This window comes from Salegentibacter sp. Hel_I_6 (genome assembly GCF_000745315.1).
Classification (GTDB): Bacteria; Bacteroidota; Bacteroidia; order Flavobacteriales; family Flavobacteriaceae; genus Salegentibacter.
In genome coordinates this window covers 1,953,698-1,972,578 of sequence record NZ_JQNQ01000001.1, presented here as the reverse complement: position 1 = coordinate 1,972,578, position 18,881 = coordinate 1,953,698, and the positions used below count along the sequence as shown (strand labels likewise).

Sequence of the window (18,881 nt, the reverse complement as noted above, 5' to 3'; positions counted from 1 at the left end):
TTTAAGCTTGCGCAAAGATAATCAATTCTGTAGCAGGGCAAAGCCGGCTAAAGCCTATTTTATAGATTCTAAAATTCTCGATCTCTCTTGCGTTATAAATTCCAGGGTGCGTTCTTCTTGGTAATAAGCATTTTTATGCTGAATAAAGCCTACGTGGCCACCGTGTTTTGGAATTTCAAGATGAAGAAATTTGGAATTTTTTGCGAGCTCTACCGGATAAGAATTTGGCGAAAGAAAAGAATCATTTTTTGCATTTAGCAGTAGCGTGGGAATTTTAATATTAGGCAGAAATCCAATGCAGCTACATTTTTTGTAATAGTCTGATGCATTTTTAAATCCATGCGCCTTGCTTGTATATAGTTCATCTATAGCCAGTAGAGAATTGCATTGTGTGATTTCCTCCTTGCTAATTTCTGATGGAAAATGAGTTTGCCTAAGTTGTAATTCTTTCTTCAGATTCTTAATAAAACGTTTTGAATAAAGGAAATTATGGGTTTTATCGAGTTCCTTTAAAGAAGCACCAAGATCGCAAGGTGTAGAAATAGCCACTGCCGATTTAATTTCTGAAGGGATATTATTCTGTTCCCCTAAATATTTCATCATGAGATTCCCACCAAGACTAAAACCCACCAATCCAATTTCAGAATATTTATTTTCTCGCTGTAAATGGGCGATTATCGCTTCCAGATCTTCGATAGCACCTGCGTGATAACTGCGATAAAGCCTGTTCATCTCACCACTGCAGCTTCTAAAGTTCATAGAGGCAACATCCCAGCCTTTTGCCTTAAATTTTTTTGCCATTCCCAACATGTAAGGCCGGTTGGCGTTTCCTGCCAGGCCGTGAAGCAAAATTATAATCTTGTTATTTTGTGGGGAATAAAAACTGCGTTCTAAATCTAGAAAATCACCATCGCTTAGTTCAATACGGTTTTGGCAAATAAAACTAAAATCTACTTTTCGCAAAGTAGCAGCATAGATACTTGATATATGAGCGTTTCTAAAAAAAGCCGGGGCTTTATATTTGGTTTTTATCAATGGCATAGTTGGCAAAGTTAAGCAGGATAATATTAATTAAACAAGATTCTTTAAATACTGCTGAACGCCATCTTTTGAAAATTGATATTGGAAGTTAACGGAAGAAAAGCATTTATCTAAGGATATTATAGAAAGCTAATTCTGAAATAATTATGCATGCATAATATTTATGCTTAATTTTATGAAAAATTAGAGAAAAATGTATACCAAAGAATTTGAGATTCGTTGGAGTGATATAGACGCCAACAGGCATTTAGCCAATACAGCTTACGTGAATTTTATGAGCCATACCCGAATGGCATTTTTAATGGAAAATGGATTTGGACAAAAAGAACTGGCAAAAAACAATATAGGGCCTGTGGTATTTTATGAGCATATTTATTATTTTAAAGAAGTTTTTGCCGGGAAACCTATTAAAGTAACACTGCAATTAAAAGGGCTTGCGGAAGACGGAATGTATTTTGAGTTTCTACATAATTTTTATGATGAAAAAGGCCGAAACTTTGCCAGTTGTGAAATGATGGGCGCCTGGATTGATTTAAAAGAAAGAAAACTTACCAAACTGCCAAAAGTCTTGCGAGATAATTTAGACAGCTTAAGTCATACCGATGATTTTAAGATTTTAAGCAAAGAAGACACCAGGAAATTTGGTAAACGTCCACAACATATGGAACCGGAAAAGTTAGGATTTTAGTAATTCCTTCTTTGGAATTGCTTACATTCCCGCTATCGAAAGGCATAAGTTTTACATAAAGCCACATAAAGAACAAACCCGGGAAATCCTTAAATTTTCCGGGCTTGCTTTTTTGGTATTTCTAGGTTTTATATTAATTGGATTGTCGCTTGAATGGTATTATTTGCCATTGGTTGCCGCTCCATTAATCCTTTCTGTATTATCGCCGTTTATAGATACCCCACAAGGCAAAAAACAAGGCAAATTAATTTATTATTCTCCGCTTTTTATTACAGAAAAAGAAAAGAACGGAAAGATCATTATTCACGGCGGAACTCTATTTGATTACTATTATCTAATTGATAGAAATTGGGAAGGCAGACAACGAATTAGATATATTCTAAGACATTATATTTTAGGTTTATTGAAACTTTCAGAAAGCTTTAATGAAAAGGAAGCAGAAGAAATCACCCTGGAAGGTACCAGCTATATTTTTAATGAAAGAACCGCTGAAAAATTGGGTTTCCAGAGGAAAAGAACGAATCTAATTCAACAATTTATACTTACTTACAACTATTTACAAATTCTTCTCGCGAACTCTCTGGCTAAAGGTAAATTGAGTTTTCCAGCTATAGGAAGGGTGAATACTTACAAGGCTAATCTTTCAGCTGTAAAAAAGAACAAAGTTTATTTACAACAACTCGCCGAAAAACTTAAAGATTAAGCTCTTACTTCGGTTTTCTTTTTGGTTACCATATAAACTCCCACAAATACCAAAATTGCGGCAACTGCTTTTACTACATTTAATTCATCTGCGCCGCTTAAAATTGCATAGGTAATCGCAATGAGCGGTTGCAGGTAAATAAATACACTTATGGTAGAGGCTGAAAGTTGTTTTAAGGCATAAATGTTCAGCAAATAAGTAGAAAAAGTTGTTCCGGCAACTACAAAAGCCATTTTCCAAATAGCATCAAAAGGTAAGCTAGTCCAGTTTACGTCGGTGAATTCGCCAATTGTTATTGGGAAATTGATAAAAACCCCCATTAGAAATAACCATTTCATTAAAGTAAGCGCATGATATTTTGCAGTAAGCGGTTTTACTAAAATCAGGTAAAGTCCGTAGCTAAAGGCATTCACTATAAAAAGTACATTTCCCATTGGAATATTTGGCGCGTTACCAGTACTTTCAGCGCTAAAAAGAACCAAAACCAAGGCGCCCGCCAAACCAACGATTATTCCCAGGCTTTTTAATAAAGTAATACGTTCCTTAATAAGAATAGAGGCCAAAATTAGCACCATCACCGGCGAAAGCGTTACAATTACCGAGCTATTAATGGGGGTAGAAAGGCTTAATCCTTTAAAGAAAAACAGCATATTAATTACCATTCCAAAAACAGCACAACCAAAAATTCTTGGCCAGTCTGAAGTTGCAATTTTTTCTTTAGGCCCAAGAAAACTGATTCCCCAAAATAAGATAGCCGCACCAAAAACCCTTAAAAATATAAATCCGAAAGGTTCTATGTAAGTAGGCATTACGCCTTTTGCAATGGTATGGTTAAGTCCATAGATCGCACTGGCACCAATAGCGGCGAGAATAGCCAGAATTCGATTGTTATCCATGAACTGCAGCTTTAGCCGCCGCAACGGTTTTCTTTGAATTTCCTATAAAAATTTCTTCATCATTAATTATAACCGGTCTTTTCAAAAATGTATAATGATCTAAAATAAACTCTTTATAATCGGTTTCAGAAAGTTCTTTTTTATTGAGTTCTCTTTCACGGTAGAGACGAGCTCTTCGGCTAAACATAGCTTCATAACTTCCTGCAAGGCTTTTCATTTCTTCCACCTGCGCTGTGGTAATTTCTTCCTCTTTAATGTCCTGAAGCTCAAAAGAATCTGGTAACTCCAGTTCCTTTAAAATCTTTTGGCAGGTATTGCAAGTAGAGAGATGATATACTTTTTTCATAACAGGTTTATTTTAGTATTTCAGCCATTGGGCTACTTTATTCCTCGGGAAAGATAATTTTAATTCGCCTTCAGCATAACTTGCGGCCTCATAACGATTATAAACTAAAATCACCCGGTTTTTGGTAACCGCTATATTTTCCGGAAGCGCAAATTTATCATTTTCAAAGAAAAAGCCCTGTGAATTTATATTTTCTGCTTCCGAAATTTCATATTTCTTTCTAAATTCTTTTTCAGCAAAATTTCTAAAGGCTTCCAGGTCTGAAAATAAATCTTCTTTTTCCAGCAATTCGCCTGAAGGGATATCGAAATTGGAATAATGCGTAGCACCGTAGCCGTGTGCACCACCGGTAAACAAGTAAAAATCGGTTTCTAAGACTAATATTTTTTTGGTCTGGCTTAAAACCGATTGGGAGATTTCTACTTCGTAACCGGCTTCAGATTCCGGGAAATCATTTTTAAAATTCTGAAAATCCTGGATAAATTCATCTACTGCTTCCTTTATATTTTTGGCATCAGTATCTTCTTCTGTATTGTTAAATATTCTAACGAGCTGCGCTTCATTCTGGGTATTCATAACTTTTGCCGCTTCCCGATCTTCTTCTCTAAATTTTAAGTAATTCACTCTTATTTTAGGGCATTTAGCATTTTTGCAGGCTTCAAAATCTTTAGGCAATAAACCTTCATCATAAAAGCTAAGTGCTTCGGTATCGCCCTTAACCTGTTTGACACTGGCATCAGATTTATCATCCTTACAGGAAATAAAAACTAAGAAAAGACTGAGTAGGAGGAGTAATTTTCGGTACATATAAAAGGCTGTTAAATACAGCGAATAAAGATAAACCTATTTTGTTTAAACACAACGAGCATGCTACATTTGATGGAAACTGAAAACTTATGAAATTTAATACCAAAACTATACATGGAGGGCAGGATAATATAGACCCGGCTTACGGTGCTGTAATGCCTCCTATCTATCAAACCACTACCTATTCACAAAGCACGCCGGGCGGCCATAAAGGCTTTGAATATTCCAGAAGTGGGAACCCAACCCGTTCGGCTTTAGAGAAATCTATTGCCAGCATTGAAAATGGCAAATTCGGACTTGCTTTTGGTTCTGGTCTTGCAGCCATAGATGCGGTATTAAAACTTTTTAAACCCGGTGACGAGATTATTTCTACCAACGATCTTTACGGGGGTTCTTACCGATTATTTACTTCAATTTATGAGAATTTCGGAATCAAATTTCACTTTATCGGGATGGATAAAGCAAATAATATCGAAGAATATATTAATGAGAATACAAAATTGATTTGGGTTGAAACACCAACCAACCCAATGATGAATATTATTGATATAGAAGCGGTTTCTAAAATTGCAAAATCACGGGATTTACTACTTGCAGTAGATAATACTTTTGCAACACCTTATTTGCAACAACCACTAGATCTTGGAGCTGATATTGTAATGCATAGTGCTACAAAATATTTAGGCGGGCATAGTGATGTAGTTTTGGGTGGATTAGTTGTAAAAGATGAAAAATTAGCTGAAAAACTATATTTTATTCAGAAAGCCAGCGGTGCAATTTGCGGTCCGCAAGATAGTTTTCTTGTTTTACGCGGAATAAAAACCCTGCATCTTAGAATGCAGCGTCATTGTGAAAATGGAGCAGCGATTGCGAAATTCCTGAAATCACATCCAAAAGTAGGAAAGGTTTACTGGCCCGGATTCGAAGATCATCCAAACCACGATATCGCCAAAAAGCAAATGAAAGGTTTCGGCGGAATGATCTCTTTTACCACAAAAGAAGACACGCTAAAAAGTGCTACAAAGCTTGTTGAAAAGCTAAAAGTTTTCACGCTGGCCGAATCCCTTGGAGGAGTAGAATCGCTGGCCGGGCATCCCGCCAGTATGACGCATGCTTCTATTCCAAAAGCAGAAAGGACGAAAATTGGAGTGGTAGATTCCTTAATAAGATTAAGTGTGGGAATTGAAGATGAAGAAGATTTGATAGCCGACTTAAAACAGGCTATAGGATAGTTTAGTTTCGCAGAAAATAATTAAGCCACGAATCATTAATTTGGTTCGTGGCTTTTTTTATGCCGCTCCTATGGAACTCTATGATTTTTAGATCATCTTTTTCTATAAATATTTCGCTCCTACGGAGCTGAAGCTTACTAAAAAGTTTTTTAATCGCTGAGGATTTAATTTTTAGATTTTTGCATCTAAGTAGTTTTATCGTCATTCTGAATTTATTTCAGAATCTAAGATGAACAGCCTCAAAGGCTATTAGAATCCCGAAACAAATCGGGAGAGAGCAGAGCTTTCTATAAATATTTCGCTATTATGGAGCTTTGCAGTCCTGTTTTGTTTGATAATCTCTTTTTATGGAGCCTCATCGAGGCGCCATATTTATAAAAATAATAGACATAGTTTTTAGAGCTCCATAGGAGCGCAATTCGTAATAAATCTTAAGAAAAAACATTCGTGTATTCGGGGCAAAAAAATTAAATGATTTTCTTTAAAACCCAAATCAATCTTTTTACTTCATCCAGGCTATTGTAATGAACCAAACTCACTCTAATCACTCCGTTTTTCTCTTTTAAACCTGTATCTTCAATAAGCTTTTTGGCGTAAAAATCGCCAAACCTAATTCCCATTCGGTAATCATCAACCTTTTCGACTATTTCATCACTTTTCAATTTATTATGAATAAAGGAAATCGTGGGAACTCTTTTCTCTCTGTTAGCCGTATCCTGGCCAATTATTCTAATATCGGGATGTTCCGATAGAAAATTAATTAAAGGTTTGCTTATGCGTTCTTCATGTCTGCCAATCAAGTCAAAGATTTTATCCATTTTTTCCTGAAAATCGGCTTTTTTCTCCCGGGGAAATTCGTGTTTGAATAATTGTTCAAAATATTCGGTAATTCCCAATAAACTATAGGTTAGTTCAAAGTTGAAATTTCCCGGTTGAAATTTATAAGGCACATCCTTTTTGGTAAAAAAGTAGTGGTTAATGCCATCCATTTTATGCAACTGATTGTATTTACCATACATCACCGCCAAATGTGGGCCATAGGTTTTATACCAGCTAAACACATAAAAATCTACATCTAATTGTCTAACATCTACCCGGCGATGAGGAGCATAAGCCACCCCATCTACACAAATAAGGGCTCCCGCTTTATGAACCGTTTTTGCAATTTCTTTAATAGGATTTATACTTCCTAAAATATTTGAAGCGTGTGTTACCGCAACCAATTTTGTGCGATTACTTAATAATTTATTGAGATCGCTTATTTCAAGTTCTAGACTTTCAGGATTGGCTTTCCAGGTCTTAACATTAATGCCTTTTTCTTTTAAATCTGTCCAGGGGGAAACATTGGCTTCATGATCTGTATTGGTGACAATTACCTCGTCACCTTCCTGCCATTGCTTGCTAATACAAATACTTAAAATTCGTAAAAGCATAGAAGAAGAAGGACCTATAACCACTTCTTCTGGTTTGCCAGCATTTATAAATCTGCTTACTTGCTTGGTAGCGTAAGTGAGTTTTTCTCCGGCTTCCCGGGAAACTTTATACGAAGCCCCAAGTTGCACATTATGATGTAATAGATACCCGCTGATGCGTTCTGCCACTTTCTTTAAAGTTTGTGAACCACCGGCATTATCCATAAATGTAAACTCTCTTTGGAGCGCTGGAAACTGACTTCTTACAAATTCAATATCCATTAGTCTAAAAGGCTTTCGTTGAACAACTTCAGGATTCTGCGATATTCATCGGTCCAGCTGCTGGGTTCTACAAAACCGTGGTCTTCTACAGGATAAACTGCCATTTCCCAGTCTTCTTTGCCTAATTCAATTAAACGTTGCGAAAGTCTTACTACATCCTGAAAATGAACATTTACATCTACCATGCCGTGTGCGATCAATAAATCGCCTTCCAGACCTTCAGCAAAATAAATGGGAGAAGATCTTCGGTAAGCAATAGGATCTGCCGCAGGTTCATTCAAAATATTAGAAGTGTATCCGTGGTTATAATGCGCCCAATCGGTAACCGATCTTAATGCTGCACCGGCTTTAAAGGTTTCAGGTTCATTAAACATTCCCATAAGGGTAATAAAACCACCATAACTGCCACCGTAGATCCCTACTTTTTCAGGGTTTATACCGTGATTTTCTATTAAATATTCCACACCATCAACCTGGTCAGAAAGGTCTTTTCCACCCATATGGCGATAAATTCCTGTTCGCCAGTCACGACCATACCCCGCACTGCCGCGGTAATCGATATCGATCACGGTGTAGCCAAGATCTGTTAATAGGTTATGAAACATATATTCTCTAAAATAGCTGCTCCACCATTTGTGAGCGTTTTGCAGGTAACCCGCACCGTGCACAAAAACTACTGCTGCATCATTTTTTACATCGGCTTCTGGCTTGTATAATCTGGCGGGAACCATAGCACCATCTTCGGCTTCAAATTCTATTAATTCGGGTTCTCTCCATTCATAGCTGCTAAATGCTTCAGATTGTCCTTCGGTTAGTTGTTTGGCTTCAGCATTTGCCTTGGTTTTCTTTAAATATAATTCCCAGGGCTTGTTACTGTAAGAATGTAAAATGGCCATGTTTTTTTCATCGGGAGAAAGGAAGACGTTATTGTGACCATGCATTTGGGTAAGTTTTTCCATTTTGCCACCCATAACCGGCATTTTATAGAAGTGACGTTCGCCCGGTCCAACTTCAGAAGTTGTTAAAAACCAATGCTTTTTATTATTTGAAAGTTCGGGATCAAAAACTTCAAAATCGCCTTCAGTAAGTGCTTTTTTATTTCCGCTGGTAACATCTAATAAGTACAAATGCGAATATCCGGTTTCTTCACTCTGAAAATAAATATGTTTATTATCAGCCAACCAGCCCATTTCTTCACCACCATAATATGCATAACCAATCCCTGGTCCTGCAATCCAGGCTTCATCTCTTTGACGATCTAAAGTGCTTAACTCACCGGTTTCTAAATCAATTTTAGCAATCCATCGGTCTTTATTGTCTTTAGATCGAATATTTACCACGGCATGTTCGCCATTCCCTGAAAAATAAACGGTAGTAGGGGCAACTTCTCTTTGAGTTTCCTCCCATTCTTTATCAGGATAATCTTTTACATAGTCTGGTAAATCAGTAATACCAGGCAAATTATCTGTTTTTAGAGTATAAACTGTATCCTTTTCAAAATTGTAGATAGCCATTTCAATACTGGTTTTGTCTTCGCCAACTTTGCTTCTGGCAGGAAGGTTAGCAGTATAACCAGATTCATCTACATAATTAGGGACGTCGGTACTACCATTTCGCTCTCGAGTAATAAGCTTGAATGTTGCGAATTTACCATTGGGAGAAACCTGTAAATTGCTAAGATCTTTATCGTTAAGGTAAAAAGTATAAGCTTCTACCTCTGCAGTAGCTTCTTTGTAAGCATCCCTGCTTTCTTTATCTGTTTTTCTTTTGTTTACCACTTCCAGAAGTTCCAGATTTTCATCTCTTACCCAGGCATCTTTTTCTGAAGTTTTATCTTCTTTATCTTCTTCAGCCTTGCCTTTAGATATATTGGTAAGTTGCTTAATGCTTCCCGCTTTCCTGTCGTAGATAAACGCATTTTCACCCGAGATAAAACTTATTTTGTTTTCATCTTCCATAAATTCGGCATTCGAAATACTTTCTGAGAGATCTAATAACTGGGTTGTTTCACCAGACTTTTGATCATATATTACCAGATTTCCTTTTTTGCTGAAGATTTTTTTGCTTCTGTCCTTATTAAAATCGCCGTATCCGGGAATTATTTTTCGTTCTTCCTCCAGGCTAACTTTACTGATCTCTGAAGTATTTTTTAGATCAATTTTATAAAGGGAATCCTGTGCATTTTTTTCAGGATTATAATCAAAATATAGGGTTTCACTATCGGCACTCCATTTTATATTAGAGGGGAAAGTACCCATCCAATTAGGATCCTGCATAATCTTTTCTAATGAAAGTTCACTAGTTTGCGAAATTGCACTATAGCTAAAGCTTAATAATGTTAAGAAAAGAAGGTGAAATTTAATTTTAGATGAATAAGGTAGAAGTTTTTTCATGGAATTAAGGGATTGTGGGTTTGATTTTTTTAAGCTCTGCCAATATAGTTAAAATGCTAAAAAGAGTAAAGCCCAGGTGAGAACCTAATTAACATTCTTCTTCTTTATGCTTTAATTACTGAAGACTTGCCGCGAGGTTCCTGATGTCTTATCTTTAGCCTTAAATATTAAAAATTAATTAAAACAGAATGAAGAAAAACTTACGAAACCTTTTTAGTTTATTCCTTATAGCAGGTGCATTGCAGGTACAGGCACAGGAAGAAATGGTCGATAAAATTGTTAATGAGGCCAATGATAATTCGAAATTAGAAGAACTTGCTCACGAACTTGTAGATGTAGTGGGACCTAGATTAGTAGGAACTCCGCAAATGAAAAATGCTCATGATTGGGCGGTAAAAAAATATGATAGCTGGGGAATTTCGGCTGAAAATGAAGAATATGGCACCTGGCGTGGCTGGGAGCGTGGGATCACTCATATTGACCTTGTAGAACCAAGATTGAGAACGTTACAGGGGCGTCAATTGGCCTGGAGTCCTTCAACCGGAAAAAAAGGAGTGACCGCTGAGGTGGTTATTTTACCTGAAGCTACAGATTCTACGGCATTCGCCGAAATGCTTTCTTCCGTAAAAGGAAAATTTGTAATGATCTCTGTAAACGAACCTACCGGAAGACCTCCATATAACTGGGAAGAATGGGCGACCGAAAAGTCCTGGGAAAATATGCAGAAAAGTATAAAAGAAGCTGATTCTCTTTGGAGAAACCGAATTGAAAAAACCGGTTATGGCTACCGCGAATTGCCAAAAGCACTTGAAGAAGCAGGCGCTGCGGGAATTGTAACTTCTAACTGGTCTCATGGGTTTGGTGCTAATAAAGTTTTTGGTGGGTATACCAGTAAAATTCCTACAATAGATATTAATTTGGAAGATTACGGATTGCTTTACCGTTTAGCGGAAAATGATAATGCCCCAGAAATTAAGGTGGTAGCAGAATCTAAAGATCTTGGAGAAGTGCCAACTTTTAATACTATTGCAAAAATTGAAGGTAGCGAGAAACCTGAAGAATATATTATTCTTTCAGCGCATTTTGATTCCTGGGATGGTGGAACCGGCGCAACCGATAATGCTACCGGAACTATGGTGATGATGGAAACGATGCGAATCCTTAAAAAACTATATCCAAACCCGAAGCGTACAATTATCGCCGGGCATTGGGGAAGCGAAGAGCAGGGACTTAATGGTTCTCGCGCTTTTGTAAAAGATAATCCTGAAATTGTAGCCAATGTTCAGGCGTTATTCAACCAGGATAATGGAACAGGAAGAGTAAAAAATATTAGCGGACAGGGATTTCTTCATGCATACGATTATATAGGAAGATGGCTGGAGCCGGTTCCGCAGGAGATAAAAGGAGAAATTGAAACTTCTTTCCCAGGAACTCCCTCTGGTGGAGGCTCTGACCATGCTTCTTTTGTAGCTGCCGGTGCGCCTGCATTTATGCTGAGTTCTTTAAGCTGGTCTTATTGGAATTATACCTGGCATACCAATTTAGATACTTACGATAAAATTGTTTTTGACGATGTTCGAAGCAACGTGATCTTAACCGCAATTATGACCTATATGGCTAGCGAAGATCCTGAAACTTCATCAAGGGAAAAAGCCGTGTTGCCAATTAGCAGAAGATCTGGCGAGCAAATGACCTGGCCAGAGCCAAGAGATGCCGAGAGAAAAGGTGGGTTAGATTAGGTTCTAATTACTTTAAGTAAAGCTGTCTGGAAAGTTATTTTTCTCGTCAAGCTGAATTTATTTCAGCTTCTAATATGTCTTGATAAGCACATCAACAACTTAGATACTGAAACAAGTTCAGGATGACTATTATGAAACTTTCCAGGCAGCTTTTTTATTTTTTGGAATCAAAACTTATCCTTTCAAATCACCTCCAACAGGAATAGAGCAGTCGTGGTAAGGCTCACCGTGAGGAGGGTTTTTAGAGGGTTTTGATTCTTTCATTCTAATAGGGGAAGTAGTCATCTCTGAAGAAGAACCAGCATCAGTATTTGTATTGGTGCTGCCAGATAAAGAAGCCCCAACCGGCATATCGCAACGGTGACCGGGTTGGCCGTGCGGTGGATTTACATCTGGAGTTTCCGCATTTCCGGAGCTATTACCACTCATTTCTGTATTGGGTCTATTCTCTTCAGTTTCCGGTGTTTTTTCTTCGTCTTTGCAGGAAGTAAAAGCAGTAATCCCTACTACTGAAAGTCCAAGAAAAATTTTATTAAAGGTAATTTTCATAACAGTATTATTTTAAGTTTTAAAGATACTAAATCTATGAGAGTTACTCAGTAAGCATCTTCAATTCCTCTTCTGTAACATCTATAAGTCCGGCTTTTGGTAAGCGCTTTAGCATTATGCGCCAGTTTTCATCTTCATCAAAAATTCGATTAAAGATTTGCTTTGCTTCTTCCAGCCGGTCACTATTGGCGAGGGCTACCGCTTTCCAAAATCTCATTTCCAGGTTGTTTGGGAACATGCTTTCTGCAGTGCCATATTCTTCGAGGGCTTTTTCTACATTTCCTTCTTCCATAGCCAGATCGCCACGGTTCATGAATTCATAAGCTCTTGCAGTTTTTAACAAACGATCTAATTCTTTTATGGGATTTTCGTGATCATCTACCCTAAGGTCTATTTTTTTATCTTTCCAGATTTCTTCAACTTTCTCAGGGCCTACTACAATTAATGCTGCCGATTGCTTTCCACGGATATCACCACCGGCATCCTGTGCAGCTTTTAAAACAGCCACAACTCTTTCGGCTAGAGGTAAGTTTACATTTTCAGTGAATGCCCTGGCCATCGCCGGCACAACATCATCATTCAACATCATATTCGCCTGAACAGAAAAATTATCTCCGTTAACATGCTCGGCTTCTGCTACACATTTTTCACCCGTATAAGCTGAATTTTCTCCCGATTTTCCCAATATGGCAAGTTGTCTAAAATCACGACCATCATCATTATTGATAAGGGTTTCTATAGCTTCTTCAGGAGTGAAGCCATTATCTAAAAGCTTTAAGCCTTCTGGCCCGAAAGCGGGGTTTACAAAGGATTGTGTGGCGACTACACCAACCCCCGATTTTCCCCAGGCTACTAGTGGTCCAACTGAAAACCAATGACTTTGAACTCCAACAGCCATTTCACCGGTTTTTGCATCTCGTGCAACAATGGAATAAGTATGCGCAAAAGCGTCTCCGCTAATTTTAGAATTTTGGGCTTCAGTATTTAAACTTGAGGTAAATACCAAAGCGGTGAAGAGTAAAAATTGCTTCATAAGGCAGGTTTCTGATTAAAAGCTAAAGATAGCGAAACTCTGCTGAATTATTTAAAAAGTATGGTGCAGGCTAAGTTGAATCTGGCCTTTACTAACATTATCTGTAGTTTGGGTCATATACCCGGCCTGCAATTTTAAATTGTCTTTTAAGGCATATCCCAGCGCAGAGTAAAATCGGTTTCGATCAAATAACTCAACACTTCTGCCATCGCCAATTTTCCGTTCGCCGTTAATAAATAATTCGTTATATAGGGCAAGGTAAATAGCGTCTTTATTCAGGTTTGGCTGATTTAGTGGAATATTTAAAAACAGGTTGTAACGGTATCTGGTTCTAAAGTCCTGGTTTTCTACCCAACGTTGCTCATATCTAAAACGGTGAGTGAGATAAAACCTGCTACTTAATTTATGCGGAAGTAAAGCTTCCTGATAAATCCTGCTTTCACCTGAAGTTTCATCGCTTTCGCCAAAAGTTCCTGTGGTGATATTTCCATATCCCAGCGTGAATTTTACAGCGGCATTTTTGGGAGAATAGGTAAGTCCGCCGCGAATAAGCAATTGTTCCAAATCTCCACCTAAATCCCAGTTTCTATATTGAATATCTCCCTGAAGTCCCCATTGGCTCTCCCCGAATTCTGTATTCCAGAAATACATATACCAGGCGCCGGTTTGATCTTCATCAATTTGGGCATTGGCAGAAAATAATATAAAAAGGCTAAATAAAACTGCGGAAAGGAGTGATTTTTTCATTTATACTTTTTCCGCAAATATAGCATTACATAATAAAAAATAAGAATTTAGGCTATGATCGAGAACAAAATGCTCATCAATTTGGCTTGAATTAAAATGTTTTGCTTCAAAACTTATTGGGATTACCCTGCGGTACTTTACTAATCGCTAACTTCTGTAACTAGAATATAATCTGGACCTCCATCTACAGGGTAACCCTCTATTTTTGAACCGGAAACATTAACTTGTTTTCCAACGAATTCATCAAGGTTTAAATTATCACTTTTTAGAGCATAAAATTCCTCTTCTGAATTTAAAATGTGGGTGCCATATTGATAAGAGGTCATTCCCTGGCTTTCTATAGTTCCGGTAAGTTGCATTTGTCCTTCTGTATTTTCACGATCACAAGTTGAGCTTAATAAAATAAAAATTGTAACCAGGCTTAGAAAAATAGCTTTCATATTATAAATATAAGTTTAAAACATACTTAAAATAAAGTTAGTAAAAGCAATGCAATTGCCTGAAGTTTTAGGTTTATAATATGATGAATTTCTGAAAACATTATTATTTTTGTACCGCTTAAAAGGCCTCGTAGTTCAACGGATAGAATAGAAGTTTCCTAAACTTTAGATCCAAGTTCGATTCTTGGCGAGGTCACTTTTTAGATATTGATCATTTAACGGAAATTCTCCTAATATTATTATAGCTTTGCACTGGAAATGGGGTGCTTGCCATAAGGCAGGCTGAGATGATACCCGGGAGTTTTTACTCTGAACCTGATCTGGATAATGCCGGCGTAGGGATTTTTAAAACTAAAGTTGCATCCCTGTAATTTTTAGCTACTTCATCACCTCATTTCATTGAACAATACAACAATGATAGAGGATTTTTTTACACAACTTACCTGGTTACAAGCTATCGGAACTATTTTTGGCGTGGTTCAGGTTTTATTGGCGCGAAAAAACAATATCCATAATTATTTATTCGGAATTGTTTCCATTCTTATAAGCCTTTTTGTAATGTACCGCTCAAAACTTTATGCCGATATTATCCTTAATCTGTATTACCTGGTGATGAGCATTTATGGCTGGTTTTATTGGAAATTCGGGAGAAAAGCTAAAGAAACCCCAATTTCCTATTCAGATAAAAAAGATCTCCTTAAAGCTTTTGGAATTGTTCTGGCTTGTTTTACGCTAATGACTTACTGGCTTCGATTTCATACCGATTCTGATGTTCCGTTTTGGGATGCCACGGTAAGCGGATTCGCCTGGGCGGGAATGTGGCTTATGGCCAAAAGAAAAATGGAGAACTGGATTTTTCTGAATATTAGCAATAGCATCGCCATTCCTTTACTTATTTATAAAGAGCTATACATTTATGCCGGCTTAACGGTTTTCCTTTTTATTGTAGGTACTTCCGGCTATTTTAAATGGCGTAAAATAATTAATAATGAAAAACGAGAATCAATTGCAAGCGCTTAAGAAACTATGCTTTGACGCAAAAATTTTTCCTGAAGAAGTTTTAAACTGGATTAGAAAGGAAAACCTCTGGAATATTTGGGTGCCTAAAGATTTTGGTGGATTGGAGGTGTCATTTTCTAACGGACTTTCCAAACTTCAGGATTTGGCTAAAATTGATGGCAGCCTGGGTTGGACGGTAACTTTATGTAGCGGCGCCAACTTTTTTATAGGAAACCTGGAACCAAAAACTGCAAAGGAAGTTTTTCAAAAATCAGGAACCACTATTTTAGGCGGAAGTGGTGGCACTTTTGGTAAAGCTGAAAAACTGGGTGATGATTTTAAAATTTCCGGAACCTGGCGTTATGCTACCGGCGCACCTTATTTAACCCATTTTACCTTGAATGCTGAAATTTTTGAAAAAGGCAAGGCTTTGCTTAACGAAGATGGATCCCCGAAAGTAAGATCGTTTGTGGTGCCAAAAGAGAAAGTCAGGGTTATTGAAGATTGGGATACCATGGGTTTAAAAGCTTCGGTTACCCATTCTTTTGAAGTGAAAAGCGCAGTAATTCCAAAACGTTTCAGTTTTGTATATAATGATTTTCACCAGCCACAGGATATTTTTAAAGTACCATTTTCAGTATTTGCAGATCTCACCCTTTGGGTTAATTATGTGGGTATGGCCGAACATTTTCTGGAAGAAGCCAGCGTTATTAAATCTATAGATGCTTTGGAAACCTTTGCAGAAAACCTCGATCTACACAATCAAAAAATAACTCGGTATGCCGAAGATATTGAACTGAAAATTACCAGTCAGAAAACTATTACCGAAGATTTTTTAGAAGAAATTCATACTTCAGCTTCAAATTCTGTAAAAAACATTTCGCAAAATATTATAGAAATTTATCCATATTTAGGCATAAAAGCAAGTCGAAAAAACCATCCTTTAAATCAAATTTTTTGTGATTATTTTACGGCTACACAACATCATATTTTTACGAAATAATACAGGTGTGAATAAAATTTCAGCGATTATTTTTCTTCTCAATTTCGGTTTAATTCGGTTAAGCTAATTCCCCTTTTTTTAGCAGAAATGATAAATCAAAAAAAATAAGTGACCGGAATTTTATCTATTTTTATACCTCCTAAAAATAAATATGAAAAAAAATTTCCTGCAAATTCTTGCCTTAATTTTGCTCTTTGTTTCCTGTTCTACAGAAGATAAACCTGATGAAGTATCGGAAAAACCTGAAGAGCCCGAGGTGGTAATAGAAGATAATTTTAACTACTTAGCTTTACGCGCCGATGGAAATCTTTATGAGATCGGGAATAAAACAGGAAAGGTTTCCCGGGTTGGTTCAATTTCACAAATGCAGGGAAACCTAAATATGATACCGAGTGCTGTAACTGCTTCGGCCGAAAAAATCTTTATTTATGAGCAACTTTTTGATCCTTTTCAAGGTAGGATTCTGGTAAGGGATAAAGCAACAGGTTTAGTTTCAATTTTTGTTCTGGATTTTCCTGCTGAAATATATGGGGAAAATGCGGGACTAAATAGTTTAGACTGGGATTCTAAAAATGGTAAATTGGTAGGAATTGTAAGGGATGAGTTTGAATTCAATAATAATAACACCAGCAGGGTAGTGAGAATTGATCCCGAAACTATGGTGCTGGAATATGGAGAAATTTCTTTTAATTATAGTACCACTTTTTCCAGCAGCTTGCTTAATAATAAGTTATATGCTTTGAGTTCTAATACTGGTAGTTTGGATAGGTCTAAACTTTTGGAGATTGATTTAATTACTAAAACGGTGAGCCCTCTTGAAGTTTCGGGAAATAATGCTATTATAGGTAATTTATCTAACAACGGAGCGTCTAATTTTCTTTTTGGTTTTACTCCGGTGATAGGTTCTACTTATATGGGAGAAATGCAAGCTTTTAAACTAAATTTATCTACAAATGAATTTGAAAATCTGCCAGAGTTATCCAGGTTTTCAGCGCATCATATTGCCCGAAAGAGTTTTTACAATGAGGATTCCAATGAATTTGCTGAACTTATTCTAAAAGAAAATAAAGATCAAATATTGCTATACAACGATCAAACCAACAAAATTGAGATATTAGAACTTAGCGGCTCATATGACTTTGATACTTCTACCATTATCATAGATGTTCGGGAAGTTGATTAAATAGATTTGTGATTTTAGAAGTATAGTTTATCTTCAGCAAACAATTTAAATAACGTTGTTATGAAACAGGCATGCGCAATAATTCTTTTCAGTTTAATTACTTCTCAAAGTTTTAGCCAGGAAAGAATAAAGATAGCGGTAGCAGGTTTAACTCACGGTCACGTTAATTGGATTTTCAATAGGGAGGATAAAAACGATATCGAAATTGTGGGTATCTACGAAAGTAATAAAGAACTGATTAAAAAATATAGAGACAGGTACGATCTTGCTGAAGATCTTTTTTACACAGATTTAGAAAAAATGCTTGATGCTGTAAAACCTGATGCAGTTTCAGCTTTTGGTGCTACCAACGAACATCTTGGAGTTGTAGCAGCCTGCGCGCCGCGCAATATCCATGTTATGGTAGAAAAACCTCTTGCTACAACGCTTAAAGATGCTCGTGCAATTGAACAATTGGCAAAGCAACATTCTATTCACGTGCTTACCAATTACGAAACTTCCTGGTATAACAGCAATCAGTATGTTTATGATATGCTTGAAAAAGGAGAGCTTGGTGATATTAGAAAAGTTATGGTTAATTCTGGTCATCAGGGGCCAAAAGAAATTGGGGTTAGTGAAGAATTTATGGGAATATTGGTTGATCCCGAGAAAAATGGAGCTGGTGCTTTATTCGATTTTGGGTGCTATGGTGCTAATTTAATGACCTGGTTAATGAAGGGTGAAAAACCGTTATCAATTACCGCTGTAACCAACCAAAATAAACCTGAAATTTATAAAGACGTAGATGATGAAGCCACAATTATCTTACAATATAAAAATGCCCAGGCTGTAATTCAGGCTTCCTGGGACTGGACCTTCTCGCGTAAAGATATGGAGGTGTATGGTAGTGAGGCTTATGCTATTGCAAGTGATGCTAAAACTGTTAAAGTTCGAAGTAGTGAAGGTGAAGCTGAGCAAATTATTAACTTAAAGCCTCGGGAGTCGCCTTATGACGATCCTTTTTCTTATTTAGCCGCAGTGGTAAAAGAAGATATTACAATTAGGGATTTTGACCTTTACAGTTTGCCGTTAAATCTTATTGTGGTAGAAATATTAGAAAAGGCTAAAGAGTCGGCCGAATCTGGAGAAAGCATTTACTTTGAACAATAATAATTTTCGGTAAACAGAAAAAAATAAAAAAGGGGGTTTGACGCTTATTTCAGAATTGCCCCCTTTTCTTACTTCCAATTTTCATTTCAAAAATAGGTGAGATTAATCGCATTTAGGTTAATTGAAAATCAAGTAAATACTAAGTTTCTATTTCCTAAAACTAAATTTTTATTCAGCTTAACATTCCCTTAAAAATTAGGTGCCAAGGCTTAATTTTTAAATAACTTCTGCTGAAATAT

At 36.9% G+C, this 18,881-nt stretch carries 18 protein-coding genes, 1 tRNA gene and 1 riboswitch; of the genes, 9 read left to right on the top strand and 10 right to left on the bottom strand.

Annotated features, from left to right (window positions below; translation table 11 throughout):
• Positions 1-54: 54 nt before the first annotated feature.
• The gene (locus FG27_RS08655; protein WP_037318049.1) at positions 55-1,041 is read right to left on the bottom strand and encodes a YheT family hydrolase; all 987 of its coding nucleotides are present in this window, start codon (positions 1,039-1,041) and stop codon (positions 55-57) included.
• Positions 1,042-1,234: 193 nt separating this feature from the next.
• Between FG27_RS08655 and FG27_RS08650 the strand changes: the two genes are divergently transcribed.
• A complete protein-coding gene (locus FG27_RS08650) occupies positions 1,235-1,729 on the top strand; it encodes a thioesterase family protein (RefSeq protein ID WP_037318047.1) in 495 nt (164 codons plus the stop codon).
• 142 nt (positions 1,730-1,871) lie between these two features.
• Positions 1,872-2,432, top strand: coding sequence for a hypothetical protein (locus FG27_RS08645; RefSeq protein ID WP_051935804.1), 561 nt, complete (start codon positions 1,872-1,874; stop codon positions 2,430-2,432).
• Here the strand turns inward: FG27_RS08645 and FG27_RS08640 are convergent.
• Genes FG27_RS08640 through FG27_RS18660 form a run of 3 tightly spaced genes read right to left on the bottom strand, consistent with a single transcriptional unit; the run spans position 2,429 to position 4,481 of the window.
• Positions 2,429-3,328, bottom strand: coding sequence for a DMT family transporter (locus FG27_RS08640; protein WP_037318043.1), 900 nt, complete (start codon positions 3,326-3,328; stop codon positions 2,429-2,431). The genes FG27_RS08645 and FG27_RS08640 overlap by 4 nt on opposite strands.
• Positions 3,321-3,674, bottom strand: coding sequence for an arsenate reductase family protein (locus tag FG27_RS08635; protein ID WP_037318041.1), 354 nt, complete (start codon positions 3,672-3,674; stop codon positions 3,321-3,323). Before FG27_RS08635 ends, FG27_RS08640 begins: the two co-directional genes overlap by 8 nt.
• Before the next feature lie 12 nt (positions 3,675-3,686).
• Positions 3,687-4,481 carry a DUF3298 and DUF4163 domain-containing protein gene (locus FG27_RS18660; RefSeq protein ID WP_051935803.1) on the bottom strand — a complete coding sequence of 265 codons (795 nt, stop codon included), beginning with the start codon at positions 4,479-4,481 and terminating at the stop codon, positions 3,687-3,689.
• 89 nt (positions 4,482-4,570) lie between these two features.
• Here FG27_RS18660 and FG27_RS08625 point away from each other — a divergent pair, with 89 nt between their 5' ends.
• Complete coding sequence (locus FG27_RS08625) at positions 4,571-5,713, top strand: cystathionine gamma-synthase (RefSeq protein WP_037318039.1); 1,143 nt, start codon at positions 4,571-4,573, stop codon at positions 5,711-5,713.
• 467 nt (positions 5,714-6,180) lie between these two features.
• Here the strand turns inward: FG27_RS08625 and FG27_RS08615 are convergent, their stop codons facing one another.
• Together FG27_RS08615 and FG27_RS08610 are read right to left on the bottom strand one after the other, a co-directional pair.
• The gene (locus FG27_RS08615; RefSeq protein WP_037318035.1) at positions 6,181-7,407 is read right to left on the bottom strand and encodes a cysteine desulfurase-like protein; all 1,227 of its coding nucleotides are present in this window, start codon (positions 7,405-7,407) and stop codon (positions 6,181-6,183) included.
• Positions 7,407-9,800: a prolyl oligopeptidase family serine peptidase gene (locus FG27_RS08610; RefSeq protein ID WP_051935802.1), complete on the bottom strand. Its 2,394-nt coding sequence runs from the start codon at positions 9,798-9,800 to the stop codon at positions 7,407-7,409. The genes FG27_RS08615 and FG27_RS08610 overlap by 1 nt, the downstream gene beginning before the upstream one ends.
• A gap of 188 nt (positions 9,801-9,988) precedes the next feature.
• Between FG27_RS08610 and FG27_RS08605 the strand changes: the two genes are divergently transcribed.
• Entirely contained in the window at positions 9,989-11,539 is a 1,551-nt protein-coding gene (locus FG27_RS08605) for a M20/M25/M40 family metallo-hydrolase (protein ID WP_037318033.1), read from the top strand.
• Positions 11,540-11,713: 174 nt separating this feature from the next.
• On the opposite strand, the gene FG27_RS08600 is transcribed toward FG27_RS08605, so the two are convergent.
• The 4 genes from FG27_RS08600 to FG27_RS08585 form a co-directional block, all read right to left on the bottom strand.
• Positions 11,714-12,088 carry a hypothetical protein gene (locus FG27_RS08600; protein ID WP_037318031.1) on the bottom strand — a complete coding sequence of 125 codons (375 nt, stop codon included), beginning with the start codon at positions 12,086-12,088 and terminating at the stop codon, positions 11,714-11,716.
• Between the two features lie 43 nt (positions 12,089-12,131).
• On the bottom strand, positions 12,132-13,121 hold the full coding sequence (locus FG27_RS08595; protein WP_037318029.1) for a DUF1028 domain-containing protein: 990 nt from the start codon (positions 13,119-13,121) through the stop codon (positions 12,132-12,134).
• A 51-nt stretch (positions 13,122-13,172) separates the two neighbouring features.
• Entirely contained in the window at positions 13,173-13,868 is a 696-nt protein-coding gene (locus FG27_RS08590) for a DUF2490 domain-containing protein (RefSeq protein ID WP_037318027.1), read from the bottom strand.
• Between the two features lie 140 nt (positions 13,869-14,008).
• Complete coding sequence (locus FG27_RS08585; RefSeq protein ID WP_037318025.1) at positions 14,009-14,308, bottom strand: hypothetical protein; 300 nt, start codon at positions 14,306-14,308, stop codon at positions 14,009-14,011.
• Positions 14,309-14,432: 124 nt separating this feature from the next.
• Here FG27_RS08585 and FG27_RS08580 point away from each other — a divergent pair.
• The 5 genes from FG27_RS08580 to FG27_RS08560 all read left to right on the top strand — a co-directional run bounded on the left by FG27_RS08580 (position 14,433) and on the right by FG27_RS08560 (position 18,642).
• A tRNA-Arg gene (locus FG27_RS08580) sits at positions 14,433-14,504 on the top strand.
• Positions 14,505-14,557: 53 nt separating this feature from the next.
• A riboswitch (TPP riboswitch) is annotated at positions 14,558-14,667 on the top strand.
• Positions 14,668-14,722: 55 nt separating this feature from the next.
• Positions 14,723-15,328: a nicotinamide riboside transporter PnuC gene (pnuC, locus tag FG27_RS08575; protein ID WP_037318023.1), complete on the top strand. Its 606-nt coding sequence runs from the start codon at positions 14,723-14,725 to the stop codon at positions 15,326-15,328.
• Complete coding sequence (locus FG27_RS08570) at positions 15,297-16,310, top strand: acyl-CoA dehydrogenase (protein WP_037318021.1); 1,014 nt, start codon at positions 15,297-15,299, stop codon at positions 16,308-16,310. Before pnuC ends, FG27_RS08570 begins: the two co-directional genes overlap by 32 nt.
• Before the next feature lie 151 nt (positions 16,311-16,461).
• A complete protein-coding gene (locus FG27_RS08565) occupies positions 16,462-17,493 on the top strand; it encodes a hypothetical protein (RefSeq protein WP_037318019.1) in 1,032 nt (343 codons plus the stop codon).
• A 60-nt stretch (positions 17,494-17,553) separates the two neighbouring features.
• Positions 17,554-18,642: a Gfo/Idh/MocA family protein gene (locus tag FG27_RS08560; protein ID WP_037318017.1), complete on the top strand. Its 1,089-nt coding sequence runs from the start codon at positions 17,554-17,556 to the stop codon at positions 18,640-18,642.
• Positions 18,643-18,881 lie beyond the last annotated feature (239 nt).